This window comes from Bartonella sp. CL436QHHD (assembly GCF_042195105.1).
In the GTDB taxonomy this organism is placed as follows: Bacteria; Pseudomonadota; Alphaproteobacteria; order Rhizobiales; family Rhizobiaceae; genus Bartonella.
The window spans coordinates 1-17,986 of sequence record NZ_JBHINR010000065.1 but is presented as its reverse complement, the minus strand read 5'-3'; the positions used below and the strand labels follow the sequence as shown (position 1 = coordinate 17,986).

Genomic DNA, 17,986 nt, shown 5'->3' with positions numbered 1-17,986 from the left:
TGGATACATACTATGATACAAGAAACTTCACCCAGCCACCCTTGGAGTATCAAAAAACCGACAGCCCTCTTAGTCTTAGCAGATGGAACCGTTATTGAAGGCAAAGGAGCAGGTGCTACAGGTATCGCTGAAGCTGAAGTGTGTTTTAACACCGCCATCACAGGCTATGAAGAAATCCTCACCGACCCATCATACACACAACAAATCGTTAATTTTACTTTTCCTCATATAGGAAATGTAGGGGCAAATAGCGAAGATATTGAAGATCTCTCTCCTCTCAATTGTCATGGTGCTGTTGGCGCTATTTTCAAAGCAGATATTACACATCCCTCAAATTATCGATCCAATGAAAATCTTCATCAATGGCTTAAAACGCGTAAAATTATTGCACTTTGTGGTATTGATACACGTGCACTCACAATTCTTATTCGTGAAAAAGGTGCACAAAATGCTGTCATTGCACATGATGCTAATGGAAACTTTGATATTCCTTCTTTAAAGAAACGTGCGCAAAAATGGCACGGTCTCGTCAATCTTGACCTTACGAAAGACGTGACATCTCAATCATCAATGCAATGGAATGAAAAACCATGGAGTTGGAATAAAGGATACGGTACAAACAATGTGCACAATCTTCATATCATTGCAATTGACTACGGTATTAAGCGCAATATTCTTCGCCTTATGGCAACACAAAAAGCCCGCATTACTGTTGTGCCGGCCCACACAACTGCAAAAGAAATTCTGGCAATGAACCCTGATGGCGTTTTTCTTTCTAATGGACCAGGAGACCCCGCAGCTACAGCTCAATATGCCATTCCAACGATTAAAACATTAATTGATCATAATTTGCCAATTTTTGGAATATGTCTTGGTCATCAACTTCTCGCTCTTACGGTTGGTGCAAAAACCGTGAAAATGCACCAAGGACATCATGGTGCCAACCACCCAGTTAAAGACCTTAACACTGGAAAAGTTGAGATTGTATCGATGAATCACGGTTTTACCGTAGATTCTTCCTCTTTACCACAACATGTTCAAGAAACACATATTTCTCTCTTTGATGGTTCAAACTGTGGTATTCGAATCATTGGAAAACCTGTTTTTTCTGTTCAATATCACCCCGAAGCTTCTCCTGGACCACAAGACAGCCACTACCTCTTTCAGCATTTTTGTGATCTCATTATGAATTATAAAAAAATATCTTAAAATAAAAAGCCTCACCTTTTAACTTCTCTCCTTTAAATTATATCATCTTCCTACGCACAATTATATTATTTTTATACCTACAACTTATTGAAGTTGTATTATTATTTATCATTCTGAAACTAAAAAGAGCGCACTGAATAGCTTAAATTTTTCTCCTTCCTCTTCTCTTAAGGTCGTATCCATCAAAATCATTGGCTTCTCCCCCCAAGCAAGGTAAGTGTATCGATAAAAACTATTTTTAAAAAGAGTAAAGTGTCTAACCTTCGAAAATACAATTTTAAGCATTCTATTTTGCATGAGAAGCATAACTCCTCCTAAAGAATAAAGAAATTAAAGTGTGAGACAATGCAACAAATCTCTACTTTTTAAAAGATATTGCCGTAGATGGTTTTGAAAACTGTAAAGCCGAATAAAAAAGTAATAGCAAAACAGAAAACATCTTTTCAATTTTACAACTTTATATTCTTCCAAAATGAGGTTTTCTTTCGATTCCAGAAGTTATGCCAACAAATATAAGCAATATTTACTTCCAATTTGCCATATAAAATTTGGAATTGTTCATACAATACTGATACATCTAACGCAGATACGTTTTAATCTTTTGTTTTCAATATGCTGCTGCATTAGCACTGGATATTAATTTGCAAGCAATAGAAAAAATACGGACTCCCCTATACAAACAATATCACAAAATAAAAAAATTATTTGCACTAAATGAAAAGGAGATATCGATATTTTATATAACACTTTGTTAAACAAATATCACAAAAAACTTTCTGCCTATAAAATGATACATTTTGTTTATCTTGTGCATTCTTCTAGCAAAATAGTACGTACCGGCCTCTCTCAACAAATTAACGTACCCGCAAGGCAAAAATAACTGTGGCAACGACAAGAAGAAAAAAGCCTCCAACAAAAGGAGCACCTGAAAAATAAAACAGTGCATTTTTATCTGTAAAACATTCAAAAAGAAACACATAAAAAACAGAACCAAATGTTAAACTTAATGAAATAACAGATGTCATCGCTCCTTGCAGTTCTCCTTGTACATTTGTCGGTACCTGCGCTGAAGCAATCGCACGTATAGGTGCATGAACAAGATATTCAAGCATTGTACACATACAAACCATATAAACCATCCACCCCTGCGTCGCGAATGTATAGCCCAGCATAGCAACGGAGGCAAACAAAAGCCCCACTATAACAATATGCCAATCACTCCATCGTTTAGAAAAATAAGGCAAAAAGAGAGCGACTACAATAAATTGGCCTATCCCAAAAACACTATAGGAGAGTCCAATAGAAAAAGAACTCCAATCATAGCGTTCTTTTGCAATGAACGCCCAAATGCTTAACCATACAGATTCCGCAAACCAATAAAGAAAAAAGACCAATAACACCCAAAGAACCATCGGATATTGTTTCAGGTGCCAAAAAGCACCTAAGGGATTTGCCCGCTTAATATCAAAAAAGCGCCTATTCCATAAAGAAAGGGTTTCTGGAAGCATAACCCAAGAAAAAATAAAATTAATGAGTGAAAAACCAACAGCAAAATAAAACGGAATACGCGGACCAAACTGACCTAAAAAACCACCAATAAACGATCCTAAAATAAACCCCAATGCGGATGCAATGCCTAACAGACCAAAATTGCGTGTACGGGTTTTATCATCAGATATATCCGCAAGATAAGCTGTACAAGTTGCAAAACTAGCGCCACTTATCCCTGACAAAAGACGCCCGATAAATAACATAGAATAGCTCCATGCTATAGCACATATGAGATTATCAAGAGCAAAGCAGATAATAGAGAGAAGCAAAATAGGACGACGACCATAACGATCAGAGAGATTGCCAATAACAGGAGCAAACAAAAACTGCATCACTGAATAAGCTGCAAGTAATTTTCCTCTTTCTACAAAAGATGTACTGACCTCTTTTCCAGTTAATTGAGAAAAATATTCAGGCAAAACAGGACAAATGATCGCAATACAAAGAATATCTAACAATAAAGTGATGAACACTAAAATGAGCCCACGCTGAACAAATTTCGGATTGAGCATTTGGTCTTGCATAACATACACACTATTTTACGCATACAATGACTCCCCCGCTATCTTTTAACTCCCTTTTCCTTTTAAAAGTATTCTATACCGTATACTTTTCACATACAAAATAATAACAAAGTAAAAATTTAAGTAAGAGTCAAGATAAAACTGTAAAATTACGTTTTAATTGGTGTATCTTTAGTTGCTATCTCATTGTCAAAGAATAAAAATTTTTTTTGCATTATACGAACAAAATATTTGTGCGACAAACTCATGAACAAAATTTCATGAAACACAGAGTATTTCCAATAGTTTTAGAGACATTACGATGAATTTTATCAGACATCATTTTCCCCTCTCATCCCACCGTTTTCAGGAATCTCAATTCCATTGGATACGTTAGATATCCTATAGTAATTGAAACCTTTTAAAAGATAAGCTCTTAAAAAATTTTCTTACCCTCAGAATATGCTATAAAGTTAAAGCAGCAACACCAGAATAGCTTAACAACGTAAAAAGCTCATCATATTTTTAAAAATATTTATTTGACAATAATTTTGATTAAAAAATAAGTATATTATAGAGAAAAATCCTTTAATTCTATAATCTTAGAAAAGATTCATATCGTTTGCAATTTGTGTAACCTTAAAAACCATGATTTTATCTTTATATTCATTGATACTCTTAATGATTGTATGCTAGCATTAAATCTAACGATGATCATGATAAGCATTTAAAAAATAGCACTTTTAGAAATAGTTCGTCATGAATTTTTAATTCAAAATGGTGTATAAAATGCGAAAAATATCCCTATTAATTCTCATATTAATGTTGGTAACAGGATGTGATGTTCAGGATTCTGATTCACAAGAGAGTACTGTAGAAAATAAAATAAAAACACAACAAACAACCAACGTAAACCTAGATCCCTATACTCTAAATAAATTAAATGCTCTTCTCAAAAAACGTTCAGAAACAAATTATCAGGAAAAAGGGGCACTAATTGACTTTCTTTCTGAAGCTTTTTTAGGGACACCTTACCAAGCAAATATGTTACATGGCTCAGAAAATACACCAGAAAAACTGATTATTGATTTTAGAGGCTTAGATTGCTTCACTTATCTGGATTATGTTGAAGCATTGCGCAAATCAACATCCCAAACAGAATTCATAAATAACGTCATAAAAACGCGTTATATTAACGGTAATGTTCATTTTTTAAATCGGAAACATTTTTTTACGGATTGGGCTTATAGAGAATATAAACTCGCCACTGATATTACCGCTGAAATAAGTCCCCATGCGGTAAAAATAGAAAAATATCTCAATAAAAAAGCTGATGGTGGAAGCTATCTACCTGGGTTGCCAGTTGTGAAACGCACAATAACGTATATTCCAAGTAACTTTATTAATGAGGAGGTTATAGGTCGTTTACAGTCTGGTGATTTCATTGGTATTTATACGAAACTTGCTGGATTGGATGTAACACATGTGGGCTTCTTTATCATGACAGATAGAGGGCCAATGTTAAGAAATGCTTCTTCACGAAAAGAAAACGAAAAAGTCGTTGATTCTCCTTTTATGAATTATGTTGAAAAAACACCAGGAATCATTGTTTTAAGAGCTCTTGAATAACATCATAGCGATATGAAATATCTTCTCTATTCTTAAAATATATACTGTCGTTATTCAGGTAAACATCTAACTTCGTTCAAGCTATACGGATACAATATATTTGTTTACAGTTTTAAGAGAAAAAAGTCGTTTTGATCTAACTTTGTTTATAAGTATGACAAAATCATTTTTGGAGAAATCACGGATTTGTAATCACTTTTACTGGTTGAACGATAAAGACAGAAAAGACTCTATTATAGTATCACGCTTTCCTTTCATATTCTCAACCAAGAGTTATCTTTAGATTACCGCTAATCTGATCTTTACGAATATAACGCAAAAGACACAAACGAACGTTTGTAAAAATAAGTAAAAGTAAAGCCAGATATGTTTGGTGGTTGTTTCATAAAGTATTCTATAAAAATTCGATCTACCTCTCTAATTTATTGCATATAAATTTTTGACTTTATAGCTTTTTTTTCCTTATAAAGTCTTTGCTTTTTGTTATTATCTATAATTAAAATAGCCCTGATATAGCAGCATATTATGATTAGGATGCACCAGTACTGTACGAGTCCTTGTAAAATTTTGATGCCAGATTGGAATGAAAATATGAAGGCATCAATTAAAAACCAGTTTCTATCTTTAGCATCATTCTTTCGTTCAGCTTTACGATTTTCTACAGTAACGACAATAGTATCCTTTAAAGAGTAGAGTTATGAGCATGATTTTTGTTTTTTCATCTTTTAATGAGTCCCCCATCCTTCATGCAATAAAGAACACTCTAAACAGAACACATTGTATCGATAAAACAACACATTTATTAGCAACAATAATGACGATTAATCTATGATCACAAACTTTAAAACCCTATTCATAACTTTTATACAAAATTTATAATTAAATCCCATTAAACTTATTACGAAGGCTTCACTCCTCCTCGCCCTAAGAAACGAAACATCTACTCCCGACAGTCTGTAAACGATCCGTTTTCTTAAATGGATTTAAGCTGCTAACCATTTCATGAGATTCACTTACAAAAGAATACACCGGCAAGTCCTATTTTGAATATTTACTCCATACTCTAAAAACACTTAATAGATCAAATTTTATATGCCTTATCTCACCACACCTTAAATGACAGTGTTTTAACGAAATAGAATAAATCTTGCCTTAAATACTCTGTTTAACCTTGTATACTTGATTGATGCAAAAATTAAATCAACAAAAGAGCATCATTGTATTTTCGAGAGGTATGAATCACCCCATCATAAAAAACAGTCCTCATAACATAACAGGTAATTTGAAAAAAACTTTTTATATAAAAGGGATTACCGTTGTACCGGGAGGCAATTTTGCCTCATCTTCAGGCTCGACATGAATAGAAATACGCACATTATCAAATTCTTTTTGAAGAACAGCTTCGATTTTATCACAAATTTTATGTGCTTCTCCTACCTGCATTACAGCAGGCACAACCAAATGAAACTCTATAAAAGTAACCCTTCCAGCAACACGCGTCCGCAAATCATGGACCTCAAGCGCACCCGATGCATTTGCAGAAATCAGCTCCCGAATCCGCATGCTTTCATTCAATTCAACGCCAACATCCATTAACCCCTGAACAGCATTTCTAATCACCTTCCAGCCCTGTAAGAGAATATTAACGGCAACGATTATCGCTAAAATTGGATCTAAAGCTCCCCATCCTCCAACAAAACCGGCAATCAAACCAATTAAAATTGCAAGCGAAGTAAAAACATCTGTTATAAAATGCACTCCATCAGCTTTAAGAGCCGGTGAGCGATGGAGTTTTCCCTGCCAAATAAGAACCATTCCCCACATACAATTTATGACAGTTGCAATAAGATGAATAACAAGCCATATTCCAGGTTTCTGCAACAATTTAACGGTAGAAAGAGCTATCCATGCTTCTCTTAAAATAACAATTGCGGCAATAATAATGAGTACCCCTTCAAGAATTGCGGAAAAATATTCCGCTTTATGATGCCCAAAGGGATGATCATGATCTGCTGGCTTCATACTCACTTTAACAGCCCACCATGCTGCCAATGACGCAAGGATATTAACAATTGATTCCAATGCATCAGAATAAAGTGCAACCGAACCTGTGATGTGATATGTCCAATATTTCAAAGCAAAAACAATACACGCAATAAAAATAGAGTATAAAGTCAAGCTTTGTATATTGATTTTTACATCCATGAACCTCATCCTTTTCTTCACGAAATAGGGAATTAATATTTTCAACCATATCATTATACTTTTGGCATAACGACGATCTTTCCTCAATATTACAGAAGCTTCATCATACAATAAACGCCTCAGCTCACCATTATTATCGTAAAAACTGCTCAGTTACACGAACAGCATCAATAAATAAAGAAGAGAAAAAATAATAGAAAAAAGAGCTTTCCCAAGAGCAATCAAACACATAACCTTCATTATTAATCGTTTTCTGAATAACTTAAAGCCATCTCACTTCTCATAAACGAAAAACTTGTTTTTGCTCAAATCTATCATGATCATGCATTATTTTTCAGTCTTATGATGTGCATTATACCCCATCTATAAGCCATCGTTGCACCTTAGAAAAAATATCTTAGCACTCTACGGTAACTTTACAGGTCAACTGGATTTTAAAATATGATTTACTAAAAAATTTAGATATAAAAAGAAGAACAATGATTACCCTCAAAAAAAAAGAATCTGGGCATTGGGGACCCAGATTCTTTTCCCTTAGAAATTAAGGGCATACAGAACTTGGGAAATAGCGGGGACCCAAGACACTGCACCCGATACGAGAAAAAATATATGATTCCGTATCAGTATTTTTACATTATACCTATGGTTGCATATTGTCAATACAAATTCTACCATAAGTTTTAAAATAATGTTTTTTTATCTCTTTTTTTTAAATAAAACAAATTCTAACATCTGGAAATCATAAGAAAAAAGCACTAAAAATCTCGATGCATTTGAATATCACAACAATCAATGAAACAGATGATCCACGCCTAAAAGCCTATCATAATATCCGTGAAAAAGATCTTGTTGGACGGCAACATCAATTTATTGCTGAAGGCAAAGTAACATTGTCCGCATTACTACATTCGAAAGAGTTTTCTGCCATCTCACTGCTCATCGTAGCAAACCGTCTCTCTGGACTTCTACCGCTTTTAGAAAAAACACAGCCTCTATGTCCCATTTATTGCGTTCCACAAAAAGTTATGGATAATATCACCGGCTTCCATGTTCATCGTGGTGTTCTGGGTATTGGTAAACGCAAAATACTGCCATCCTTACAAAGTTTTTTACAACATCTTCCAGAAAAAGCTTTGATTCTTGTTTTATGTGGTATCTCGAATCACGATAATATGGGATCAATTTTTCGTAATGCAGCAGCCTTTGCCAGTAATGGCATTATTGTCGACAAAACCTCATGCGATCCACTTTATCGCAAATCAATAAGAGTGTCTGCCGGCGCTGCTTTAAAAGTACCCTATACGCAAGACGCTGATATAAATGACATTATAGCTGCTCTAAACGATGAAAACTTTCATCTTTATGCACTCTCCCCTTCTGCCTCACACACTCTCAAGCAAGCCAACAAAACCGAAAGAATGGCACTTATTTTTGGAACAGAAGGCGATGGCTTACCACCCCATATACTACAACAATCAAACACCTTACGTATTCCCATGACTGACGGTTTTGACAGCCTTAATGTTGCCACAGCCTCAGGTATTGCACTTGCTCATTTTACCAACTTTGACCACTAAAGATGATAACACTTCAAGTTATAAAACATACCCAATGTTGTATGTTATCTATCAGTCTCCAATAATATTGCCGTCCCCTAGCCTTTGAAAGCATTGATAAAAAACATTTTTACATTTTCTTTATCATCACTTTCCACACCCTAACCCCGCTTATGACGTGTAAAAGATATAATTTTGATGGATTCAATCATAAAACAAACTTTCAATGAGAAAATCTTCCGGAAGTCTCTCATTCAAGTTTAAGATTAAAAAATATCATTATAAATCAATTTACTATGCTTTATAAAGCTGTTGTTTTTAGTTCTGAGGAAACAGGATCTTTTGTTTCGAGATTGCATAAAACGCGCTTCAACATCATTTCAGTATCAGCTGCACGTTCTGAATGTGTTACAAATCCTCCCCCAAGAATACGCGCCTCATGACCATTTCCATCATAAAGAACGCAAGCTTGCCCTGGTGCCACACCATTTTCACATTCCAATAAATCAACGGAAAAAATACCTTCTTTATAATGTAAGCGCGCAAGGTGAGGAGGACGCGTTGAACGCACCTTTACAGCCACCTCAATACCTTGAGAAGGGAAATTATCTAACGACTCATCACCAAGCCAATTCACATCACGTAAAAAAAGCTTATGCGTTTCTAACATTTCACGCGGTCCAACAATAACACGTGCATTTTCCACATCGAGATAAACCACATAAAGCGCTTCACCCGTTGATACCCCAATACCACGACGTTGACCAACCGTATAATTAACAATTCCCGAATGTTTACCTAAAATCTTTCCATCAATATGGACAATAACGCCAGGATTAGCTGCTTCTGGACGCAGTTTTGCGATAACATCTGAATATTTTCCTTGTGGAACAAAACAAATATCCTGACTATCATGCTTATTGGCAACCACAAAGCCCATTTCTGCTGCCATTTCACGAACGCGGGCTTTTGGAAGGTCACCAAGTGGAAAACGCAAATAATCAATCTGTTCTTGTGTCGTTGCAAAGAGAAAATAACTCTGATCACGATCATTATCGAGAGGACGAAAGAGTGCTCGATGCACTCCGTTGGAACGCGAACGAATATAATGTCCCGTAGCCAAAGCATCTGCCCCCAATTCGCGTGCCGTTGCTAATAAATCAGCAAACTTAACCGTTTGATTACATGCAATACATGGTACTGGGGTCTCTCCATGAGCATAACTTTCTGCAAAAGGATCAATAACAGCTTCACGAAAGCGCTTTTCATAATCAAGAACATAATGAGGAATTCCTAGTGTTTCTGCAACGCGGCGTGCATCCTCAATATCTTGTCCTGCACAACACGCCCCCACCCGATGCGTTGCTTCCCCATGATCATAAAGCTGCAACGTAATGCCAATAACATTATATCCTTCCTTTTTCAAAAGACCTGCAACAACCGATGAATCAACCCCCCCCGACATTGCAACAACAATGCGAGAATCTTCAGGTTGTCCTGGTAAATCAAGACTGTTTAAAAACATGTATTCATTCTCTATTTACTGCTCTGTTTAATGGCTACCCATATGTTGACATTCTGATGCACGCTCTTCAGCACTTTTACACGATTGATTGCCTTTATATTATTTTTTTATCCTTTCCACAACCATAGGCATTACTTTCTTAAGAGCTGCTGCAAACAAAAAAAGAATGATGGAAATAAGGCATAATGGTAATCGTTTAGGAGAAATCCTTTTTTGCTCTTTTGAAAAATCCGGTAAAATATTGCAAGAATCTCTTCTTCACACTTCAACTTGAGCTTCTTTTTACATAATTAATTTTTTCTTTCAGCGCTTTTAGCTCTTTTTTAAATTTCATGCTCTATAAACGAATCAAGTCCTTGACTAAAGGTAGAGGATACGAATGAGCAACTTGATAAAAACACAAATGAAATATGTTATTGGGCCAGATGGAAGTCCGCTTACAATTGCCGACCTACCGCCGCAAACAACACGGCGCTGGGTGATTCGTCGCAAAGCTGAAGTTGTTGCGGCTGTCAGAGGTGGATTGTTAAGTCTTGACGAAGCGTGCCACCGTTATACTTTGACTGTAGAAGAATTTCTTTCATGGCAAAGTTTAATCGATGAACACGGTTTAGCGGGATTACGAACGACCAAGATTCAACACTACAGGCATTAAGTTGCCATTGATTACGATTTGATAACATAAAGCAATCTATAAAACAGCCAAACTTGATAAAAGTTTGGCTGTTTTATACTATATCCAAAAGATAAACCTGAAAGAATGGATTCTTCAATAATTGCTTTTATTAGCCAACCATTGAATTAGCCAACCATTGAATTAGATTGAATCAAAATATCCTTATCATCCGCAACAATCTTCTTTTCTCGTGCTTCCAAAAGCTGTGCACGTTGCAGCTCTGTATTAGCTTCATGGAGAGCAATTTCAGCGTTTGTTTTTTGAAGTTCTAAATCACGAATTGAATTGATCAGATTATCACGTCTTTGCCGCGCTGCACGCGCAAAAGCAGAATAAGCAAAATGGTGAACATCATTGTTTCCAGATTTACGTTCTTCATGAGTAATCTGTGCTTCCAACTCTAACACCATTCGTTCAAATTCTGCGATCATCATCTCAAGCTGTGCAATTTCACGGCGCTTTCCACGCACTTGAAACATCCTCAATCGCACCATATTTTCTCGTGGCTTCATACTCACTACTCCTTGATTGCGCCAACTCAAAACTCGCATTCACACCCAATAAATATCTTTTAGTTATATGTCTATCCGACAAAAACAGTCTATTAACTTGAAATTATAATAATTTTTGCCTTGCATTAAAGCATCTGAAAATACAATCTGCTTTAAAGAGCAATAACTATTTCTTTAACTTTTCCCCCCATTATAAATGAAGAGGTTTAAAGCTCAGTAAATAAACACTGAAATTGTAAAAAAGTAATTTATAACGCTCTTTTACAAATTTTTTTTTAAGTTAAAGTTTATAGAAAAAGCCCTTCTTTGTTTATTATGTTAAAAAATATGGGATTTTTCTAAAATAATTTTGTAGCCTCTTTCAAAAATAAAAATATTTTGTTAACCACTATCATGGATAGTGGGGAATTTAGTAGTGATTGTTACGCGTACTACTGAAATGTTCATAAACACTTTGTCATAAGTGTTTGATTTAATGAATTGTTTTTATAACAGTGGTTTTGCTAACTGATATAAAATAGAAATGCTCCTTATGATTCGTGAAGGAGCAAAGTGAGGGATCTAAAATGCGCGTATTATTAATTGAAGATGATAGAGCAGTTACTCAAAGCATTGAGTTGATGTTAAAGTCGGCTAACTTTAATGTTTATATCACTGATCTGGGTGAAGAAGGTATCGATTTAGGAAAACTCTATGATTATGATATCATTTTGCTTGATCTGAATTTGCCTGACATGTCAGGGTATGATGTCTTGCGGACTCTAAGATTGGCAAAAATAAAAACTCCTGTCTTAATCCTTTCTGGTATGAATGCCATTGAAGACAAGGTTCGTGGTTTTGGCTTTGGAGCAGACGACTATATGACGAAGCCTTTTCATAAAGATGAGCTCATTGCACGTATCCATGCAGTTGTTCGTCGTTCTAAAGGACATGCACAATCGGTTATTGTTACCGGAGATCTCACCGTTAACCTTGACACAAAAACTGTCGAAGTTGCAGGGCGCCCTGTTCATTTAACCGGTAAAGAGTACCAAATGTTAGAGCTTCTCTCTTTACGCAAAGGTACCACCCTTACCAAGGAAATGTTTCTCAATCATCTCTATGGTGGAATGGATGAACCAGAACTAAAGATTATCGATGTTTTTATCTGTAAATTGCGGAAAAAATTGGAAGCAGTCTCTTCTAGTGTAAATTACATTGATACAGTTTGGGGACGTGGTTATGTATTACGTGATCCAGTTGAAGAGAACGTACGAAAAACCGCTTAAGCAGTGAACATGCACATTGTAAAATCTCGGAGTGTAGCGGGCCGAGATTTTTTCCCGAGATCTTTTCTCTGTTAAAAGTAGAAAACTCGCACACCAAAAATCTCATATAGAAAGCGCTTAAAGCTTAAGAAGTAACCACACCAAATTTACACATATAACCTTATCGCTCATAAATTCAATCGAAGCCACTTTTCCCAACACAGCTTAAGCGCTTCTCTCTTATTCAAAGCTTTTTTATACTTTCTAAAACAATACAACCATCACTTTCATCAATATTTATTTTCATCTCTGTCATCTGAGCAAGTAACATTGTGTAATAAAATTGGATGACATGTGCATCAACAAGCTCTTCTTGAACTTCTCCACGGAATAACGCAAGAAAATGAGGGGGTATACGGAGAGTTCTACCGAAAACCTCAAATCGAAAAGAACGTTTATTTTCTTCTTGCAAAATCATAACAACAATTTCACCACCACGAGAAACTGTTGCATTTGCAATCAATAATAAATTAAGCAAAAGTTTAACTTCATCTTTTTCTAACAATAAAGAAGAAGCTTGCCATTTTAATGTTGCTTTTTCTTCTTTCATATATTGTTGAGCAACCTGCTCTGCAGCCCGTGTATCTATTTGTCCTCCACTTGCTCCAGCAAAACCAAAAGCCAATCGCGCAAATTGTAGACGTGCAGCAGCACTTGCAACGGATAAACGCACCAATTGTAAAGCATCTTCTTCAGCTCCTCCTTCATCATAAAGCTCCATTGCATTTTGAATAGCCCCCACAGGTGAAATCAAATCATGGCAAATACGACTACAAAGCAAAGCAGCAAGATCCATAGGCTTCAAAGAAATATCTAACGTCATAATGATTGAAAACTCCTAGATTCAAAAAAACAAACTTTATTTTAAAGAAAAACTCTTAACATCTGATGCATAATAGGAAATATTAACAATCATGCTAAAAAATCAGAAATAAATTCAAGAATTTAAATAACCTTATATCTTATTTTTTATTTGAATAGCATGAAAATTCTAATATTATCTTTTTGTTTATCACTAATAAAAGGAGAAAACTCCATGGCTCTCTCTCTGCTCAAATACTGGTACAAAAATATTATATCTTTAATCTTCCTTTTATTCATCACCATAAACACCACACATGCTCAACTAAAACCAATAGAGCAAAACGAGCCTCATTATTCACTCCAAGAAATTATTGATTCTGGTCATATTTTTTTTGGAAAAACAGCCAGTGGTTTGGCTGTTGCAATTCAAAATATTTTTTCAAAATACGGTTATCCCAATGCCTATATTTTAGGAGAAGAAGCTTCTGGTGCCTTTTTTGCTGGATTAACCTATGGCGAAGGAAGGGTTTTTACCAAAAACTATGGTCAACATAAAGTTTTTTGGCAAGGTCCCTCAGTAGGATGGGATTTTGGCGGCCAAGGCTCCCGTTTAATGATCTTAGTTTACAATCTTAATGGCATAAATAATTTATGGAGACGCTATGGTGGTATTTCAGGTTCGGCCTATTTAATTGCAGGTGTTGGTTTTCATGTCCTAAAATACCATAATACCTTGTTAATCCCAATACGTACAGGAGTCGGCGCACGCCTTGGTATCAATGTAGGATATTTAAAATTAACACCTAAACCGACATGGAATCCGTTTTAAACGTATTCTTATTTGAAAAGGGGTATTATGCTTATTCAATCATTTCTTTTTTTTATACTCGGAGTTGCTTTCACTTCTTGGTTACTGGTGCTTTTATCTCCTTTTATTTGGCGGAAAGCCGTTCATTTTGCATATAAAGATGTTTGTGCGAAAATGCCATTATCACTCGCGGAAATAGAAGCAAATCACGATTTTCTTCGTGCACAACATGCTGTAGAATTAGCAAACAACCAACAAAAGTATGAATTTTTGCAAAAAAAATATGCCCAACAAAAAATACAACTGAGCCAAGTAACAGAACAATTTTATCGGCTATGCCTCCCCACAAAAGATACTCTCACCAAAGAAGCGATAGCAATCAAACAAAATATCGCCACACTACACACTTTCAAAGGAAAGAAAAATGATGCGTGAAAAAATCGCACTCTATCAGCAACGCTTACAAAAAATCCAAACTCATGAGCTTGACCCGACTGCTAACCACCAATTGCTGGAAGAACTCCGTGAAGAAACAAAAGAACTTGCAGCAACATTGGCAGCTCAAATAGCGCTACAAGAGGGGAATACATCACCCATCAACACATTGATTCAAAAATCAAAAAACAAAAATGACCTAGCCTCACGTATTCGCAAAAAAATAACTTTTCTCTCCAAAAGCCTTGTTAAATAAGTTATCTTTTAAAACACCTTAAATGAAGAGTAAAATCAACAAAGGTTCATTGTAACTTTCATAACCCAAATCCTTTTTATTAAACGTGACTTTTCTGTTAAGCTAAAGAACAAAGTTTTTTAGCCCATACCGTTCTGTTAAAAAATATCTTCTTGTCTAGCAGATTCACTTTCTAATCATATCACCGCTCTAAAGAACAACAGTTCATAGGTTCTAGAAAGCAAATAATACCAAAGACATTGGTCACACACTCTAACAAAAAATACCTTCTAAGATGGATCACCAATAGAGATTTGAGCATAATTTTAAGGATAAAAATACGCTCTCAAGAGTGATAAAAATCTCTTATTTTTTTGATAATCATATCCTGATCCGTTTGTGTCAAGTAAGGATGCATTGGTAAACTTAAAACACACTCTCCCAAAGACTCTGAAACAGAAAGAGAATCTTTTACATAAGGGAAGTGTTTATAAGCTGGCTGTTGATGTAAAGGAGTTTTATAATAAATCATTGTAGGGATAGAATTTTTTTGTAAAAAATCTTTTAATTTATCCCGTTCTTTTACCTTAATCGTATATTGTGCATAAGCAGAACGAATATTTTCTCCTATTTCTGGAACTGTAACAATATCTCTTAAGCCATTGGAATAGCGTTGAGCAATTTCTACACGCTTTTCCATTTCATCTTCAAAGATCACAAACTTTTCTAGTAAAATTGCAGCCTGAATGCTATCTAGGCGCGAATTCATACCAATACGTACATTGTCATATTGCGTTTCACCTTTACCATGAAACAAAATAGAGCGTAAAAGTTTTGCAAAATGATCATTATTGGTCATCATAGCGCCTCCATCGCCATAACATCCTAATGGTTTTGCAGGATAAAAACTTGTAGCAGCCACATCACCAAAAGCACCACACATAGTATTACCGCTTCTCCCCCCCATAGATTGAGCAGCATCTTCAATTACAAAAAGATTTTCCTTTGCAGCCACTTGAGCAATTTGCACATAGTCAGCAGAAAGCCCAAATAAATCAACAGCAATAATAGCCTTTGGCTTTAGACGTCCTTCTTTTTTTATCATTTCGATAGCGTGAGAAAGTTTTTCAACATCAATATTGAATGTATCAGGTAAAACATCGACAAAAACAGGTTCAGCCCCCACCAAAGCAACCACTTCAGCCGTTGCTGAAAATGTAAAACTAGGACAAAAAACAGCATCCCCTAGACCAATATTTTTAGCCATAAGAGGCATCTTCAAAGCATCTGTTCCATTAGCACATGCAATCACATGTTTAACGCCAAGATATTCTGCCAATTTCTCTTCAAATTCTGTTACTTTTGGCCCCAAAATATACTTACCACTAGCGACTACATGCGCAATTGCAGAATTAATTTTATCTTCAATACGCGCACGCTGCGCCCCAAGGTCGATGAATTGCATATTAACTCCATTGATCATCACAAGAATGCAAAAGCGCTACCTATCTCTTTTATCTATCATAATTGACATCAGCAGCTGTTAAAATCCGTAAAACAGCAATAGCATCATCACCATTTGTACGAGGTGATTGACGCGTTTCAATACAATGAAGGAAATGCCGTAATTCGCAAGTAAGCGGCAAATCTTCACAAACATCAATATAACTCAGCTCATCCATGCTAAAAGCCCACTCTTGATTTTCTTTCCAAACGGCAAAATGGTGCATTGCCAATTTACGACTCCACGGTTCCATATCATCAAAAACGAGTATAGCCTTTGTTCCAACAACAGTTAAACGCCTCTCACGATAAGAACTTAAGCGTGAAGTAAAAAGATGACTACGCACACCATTTGGAAAAATCATATGAATATGAGAAAAATCAGAAATCTGATCAACGACAGCAGCCCCCTCACCGCGAATTTCGGAAGGTTCGCATCCTGTCAACGCCAAAATCATTGAGAGATCATGAGGGGCAAGATCCCATAAAGCATCACTGTGTGTGTGAAATTTTCCAAAGCCTAATCTATGAGAATAAATATATCGCACATCTCCCACATCTCCGTTTTTCACCAATTCACACATTTTTTCAAAAGCCGGATGAAAACGTAAAATATGGCCCACCATAAAAACTCGCTCATAGGCCTCAGCCTCCTGAACTTGGCGTTTAGCATCAGAAACATTCAAGGCTATTGGTTTTTCCACCAAAACATCTTTACCATTTTTAACAGCACGGAGCACATTTTGCGTATGCAATTGTGGCGGCAACGCTAATACCAACGCATCAATATCTCGATGAGTAAAAAGATCATCTGGTGTAACAACCTCTACACCATACAGTGTTGCAAAACTAGCAGCACGATCATTATCAATATCAGAAACTGCTGCTAAAGCTCCGAGAGAGTGGAGTGTCCGTATATGATTTTCACCCCAATGACCGCATCCTAAAACCGCTACACGTGGCACCATTTTCATGCCTTACCTTACTTTATCATATAAAATTACACTTTTACATATCGAGGATAATATAGAATGACAAGAGAAAAGCTTAAAAACGATGCTTGACATCTTACTATTCTACCCCTTATATCCGCAAAAGATATAATTATTGACAATTATGATTGCTTATTTTGGCGGAGTAGCTCAGTAGGTTAGAGCAGAGGAATCATAATCCTTGTGTCGGGGGTTCAAATCCCTCCTCCGCTACCATTACTTTTTTATTGTGTGTTTAGTTTGTCAGCAGTGTAGCTGTAGCTTGCCAGCGGGTTTTGTATATTTTGACACTAGGTTTTGTACCAATTTATTTTTTCTCAAAGAGTTTTAAAGGTGTTCTCAAAGGGTCTTCAAATGCCTTTCAAAGGGTCTTTAAAGCTCTCTTTAACGCATTTTTCTGCTCCTATTTTTCCAAATCACTAAAGCATGTAAAGTCGGGTTGAAAGGCAAGGGGGACGATTCCTGTCGGACCATGGCGTTGTTTTGCTATAATAACCTCGGCTTTACCCTTGGCTTGCTCCATTGCATCTTGCCAT

15 protein-coding genes, 1 tRNA gene and 1 pseudogene are annotated in these 17,986 nt (G+C 35.9%); 8 read left to right on the top strand and 9 right to left on the bottom strand.

Going from position 1 to position 17,986, the window contains the following annotated elements:
• Positions 1–12 precede the first annotated feature (12 nt).
• Positions 13–1,209 carry a glutamine-hydrolyzing carbamoyl-phosphate synthase small subunit gene (carA, locus tag ACFIKN_RS07695; RefSeq protein ID WP_375658183.1) on the top strand — a complete coding sequence of 399 codons (1,197 nt, stop codon included), beginning with the start codon at positions 13–15 and terminating at the stop codon, positions 1,207–1,209.
• Positions 1,210–1,317: 108 nt separating this feature from the next.
• Here carA and ACFIKN_RS07690 read toward each other — a convergent pair whose 3' ends face one another.
• On the bottom strand, positions 1,318–1,506 hold the full coding sequence (locus ACFIKN_RS07690) for a hypothetical protein (RefSeq protein WP_375658182.1): 189 nt from the start codon (positions 1,504–1,506) through the stop codon (positions 1,318–1,320).
• Between the two features lie 557 nt (positions 1,507–2,063).
• Positions 2,064–3,284 (bottom strand): MFS transporter, encoded by a 1,221-nt coding sequence (locus ACFIKN_RS07685; RefSeq protein ID WP_273790812.1) that lies wholly within the window; start codon positions 3,282–3,284, stop codon positions 2,064–2,066.
• 768 nt (positions 3,285–4,052) lie between these two features.
• Between ACFIKN_RS07685 and ACFIKN_RS07680 the strand changes: the two genes are divergently transcribed.
• A complete protein-coding gene (locus ACFIKN_RS07680; RefSeq protein ID WP_375658181.1) occupies positions 4,053–4,892 on the top strand; it encodes a DUF1460 domain-containing protein in 840 nt (279 codons plus the stop codon).
• A 1,296-nt stretch (positions 4,893–6,188) separates the two neighbouring features.
• On the opposite strand, the gene ACFIKN_RS07675 is transcribed toward ACFIKN_RS07680, so the two are convergent.
• Positions 6,189–7,097: a cation diffusion facilitator family transporter gene (locus ACFIKN_RS07675; protein ID WP_375631194.1), complete on the bottom strand. Its 909-nt coding sequence runs from the start codon at positions 7,095–7,097 to the stop codon at positions 6,189–6,191.
• 767 nt (positions 7,098–7,864) lie between these two features.
• On the opposite strand from ACFIKN_RS07675, the gene ACFIKN_RS07670 reads away from it, so the two are divergent.
• A complete protein-coding gene (locus tag ACFIKN_RS07670; protein WP_375658180.1) occupies positions 7,865–8,674 on the top strand; it encodes a TrmH family RNA methyltransferase in 810 nt (269 codons plus the stop codon).
• Between the two features lie 280 nt (positions 8,675–8,954).
• On the opposite strand, the gene mnmA is transcribed toward ACFIKN_RS07670, so the two are convergent.
• The gene (gene mnmA / locus ACFIKN_RS07665) at positions 8,955–10,178 is read right to left on the bottom strand and encodes a tRNA 2-thiouridine(34) synthase MnmA (protein ID WP_273790816.1); all 1,224 of its coding nucleotides are present in this window, start codon (positions 10,176–10,178) and stop codon (positions 8,955–8,957) included.
• A 379-nt stretch (positions 10,179–10,557) separates the two neighbouring features.
• Between mnmA and ACFIKN_RS07660 the strand changes: the two genes are divergently transcribed.
• Complete coding sequence (locus ACFIKN_RS07660) at positions 10,558–10,833, top strand: DUF1153 domain-containing protein (protein ID WP_273790817.1); 276 nt, start codon at positions 10,558–10,560, stop codon at positions 10,831–10,833.
• Positions 10,834–10,979: 146 nt separating this feature from the next.
• Here ACFIKN_RS07660 and ACFIKN_RS07655 read toward each other — a convergent pair whose 3' ends face one another.
• Positions 10,980–11,366, bottom strand: coding sequence for a flagellar export protein FliJ (locus ACFIKN_RS07655; RefSeq protein WP_273790818.1), 387 nt, complete (start codon positions 11,364–11,366; stop codon positions 10,980–10,982).
• A gap of 566 nt (positions 11,367–11,932) precedes the next feature.
• On the opposite strand from ACFIKN_RS07655, the gene ctrA reads away from it, so the two are divergent.
• Entirely contained in the window at positions 11,933–12,634 is a 702-nt protein-coding gene (ctrA, locus tag ACFIKN_RS07650) for a response regulator transcription factor CtrA (protein WP_273790819.1), read from the top strand.
• 223 nt (positions 12,635–12,857) lie between these two features.
• On the opposite strand, the gene chpT is transcribed toward ctrA, so the two are convergent.
• A complete protein-coding gene (gene chpT / locus ACFIKN_RS07645; RefSeq protein ID WP_273790820.1) occupies positions 12,858–13,496 on the bottom strand; it encodes a histidine phosphotransferase ChpT in 639 nt (212 codons plus the stop codon).
• A gap of 213 nt (positions 13,497–13,709) precedes the next feature.
• Here chpT and ACFIKN_RS07640 point away from each other — a divergent pair, with 213 nt between their 5' ends.
• Together ACFIKN_RS07640 and ACFIKN_RS07635 are read left to right on the top strand one after the other, a co-directional pair.
• Positions 13,710–14,306, top strand: a complete 597-nt coding sequence (locus tag ACFIKN_RS07640; protein ID WP_375658179.1) for a DUF1134 domain-containing protein — start codon at positions 13,710–13,712, stop codon at positions 14,304–14,306.
• Between the two features lie 27 nt (positions 14,307–14,333).
• A pseudogene (locus ACFIKN_RS07635) lies at positions 14,334–14,976 on the top strand (hypothetical protein).
• 325 nt (positions 14,977–15,301) lie between these two features.
• On the opposite strand, the gene ACFIKN_RS07630 reads toward ACFIKN_RS07635, so the two are convergent.
• Both ACFIKN_RS07630 and ACFIKN_RS07625 read right to left on the bottom strand, forming a co-directional pair.
• A complete protein-coding gene (locus tag ACFIKN_RS07630) occupies positions 15,302–16,420 on the bottom strand; it encodes a DegT/DnrJ/EryC1/StrS family aminotransferase (protein WP_375658178.1) in 1,119 nt (372 codons plus the stop codon).
• Positions 16,421–16,469: 49 nt separating this feature from the next.
• Positions 16,470–17,426, bottom strand: coding sequence for a Gfo/Idh/MocA family protein (locus tag ACFIKN_RS07625; RefSeq protein WP_375643469.1), 957 nt, complete (start codon positions 17,424–17,426; stop codon positions 16,470–16,472).
• 163 nt (positions 17,427–17,589) lie between these two features.
• Between ACFIKN_RS07625 and ACFIKN_RS07620 the strand changes: the two genes are divergently transcribed.
• A tRNA-Met gene (locus ACFIKN_RS07620) sits at positions 17,590–17,666 on the top strand.
• Positions 17,667–17,853: 187 nt separating this feature from the next.
• Here ACFIKN_RS07620 and ACFIKN_RS07615 read toward each other — a convergent pair.
• Positions 17,854–17,986, bottom strand: a 133-nt coding sequence (locus tag ACFIKN_RS07615; RefSeq protein WP_375658211.1) for a DnaB-like helicase C-terminal domain-containing protein, incomplete at its 5' end; no start/stop codon positions are given.

Bases quoted from the DNA above. Each gene is read 5' to 3' on its own strand.
- ACFIKN_RS07685 (WP_273790812.1), bottom strand. From the start codon at position 3,284: ATGCAAGACCAAATGCTCAATCCGAAATTTGTTCAGCGTGGGCTCATT.
- mnmA (WP_273790816.1), bottom strand. From the start codon at position 10,178: ATGTTTTTAAACAGTCTTGATTTACCAGGACAACCTGAAGATTCTCGC.
- ACFIKN_RS07630 (WP_375658178.1), bottom strand. From the start codon at position 16,420: ATGCAATTCATCGACCTTGGGGCGCAGCGTGCGCGTATTGAAGATAAA.
- ACFIKN_RS07690 (WP_375658182.1), bottom strand. From the start codon at position 1,506: ATGCAAAATAGAATGCTTAAAATTGTATTTTCGAAGGTTAGACACTTT.
- ACFIKN_RS07675 (WP_375631194.1), bottom strand. From the start codon at position 7,097: ATGGATGTAAAAATCAATATACAAAGCTTGACTTTATACTCTATTTTT.
- chpT (WP_273790820.1), bottom strand. From the start codon at position 13,496: ATGACGTTAGATATTTCTTTGAAGCCTATGGATCTTGCTGCTTTGCTT.
- ACFIKN_RS07655 (WP_273790818.1), bottom strand. From the start codon at position 11,366: ATGAAGCCACGAGAAAATATGGTGCGATTGAGGATGTTTCAAGTGCGT.
- ACFIKN_RS07680 (WP_375658181.1), top strand. From the start codon at position 4,053: ATGCGAAAAATATCCCTATTAATTCTCATATTAATGTTGGTAACAGGA.
- ACFIKN_RS07660 (WP_273790817.1), top strand. From the start codon at position 10,558: ATGAGCAACTTGATAAAAACACAAATGAAATATGTTATTGGGCCAGAT.
- ACFIKN_RS07625 (WP_375643469.1), bottom strand. From the start codon at position 17,426: ATGGTGCCACGTGTAGCGGTTTTAGGATGCGGTCATTGGGGTGAAAAT.
- ctrA (WP_273790819.1), top strand. From the start codon at position 11,933: ATGCGCGTATTATTAATTGAAGATGATAGAGCAGTTACTCAAAGCATT.
- ACFIKN_RS07670 (WP_375658180.1), top strand. From the start codon at position 7,865: ATGCATTTGAATATCACAACAATCAATGAAACAGATGATCCACGCCTA.
- carA (WP_375658183.1), top strand. From the start codon at position 13: ATGATACAAGAAACTTCACCCAGCCACCCTTGGAGTATCAAAAAACCG.
- ACFIKN_RS07640 (WP_375658179.1), top strand. From the start codon at position 13,710: ATGGCTCTCTCTCTGCTCAAATACTGGTACAAAAATATTATATCTTTA.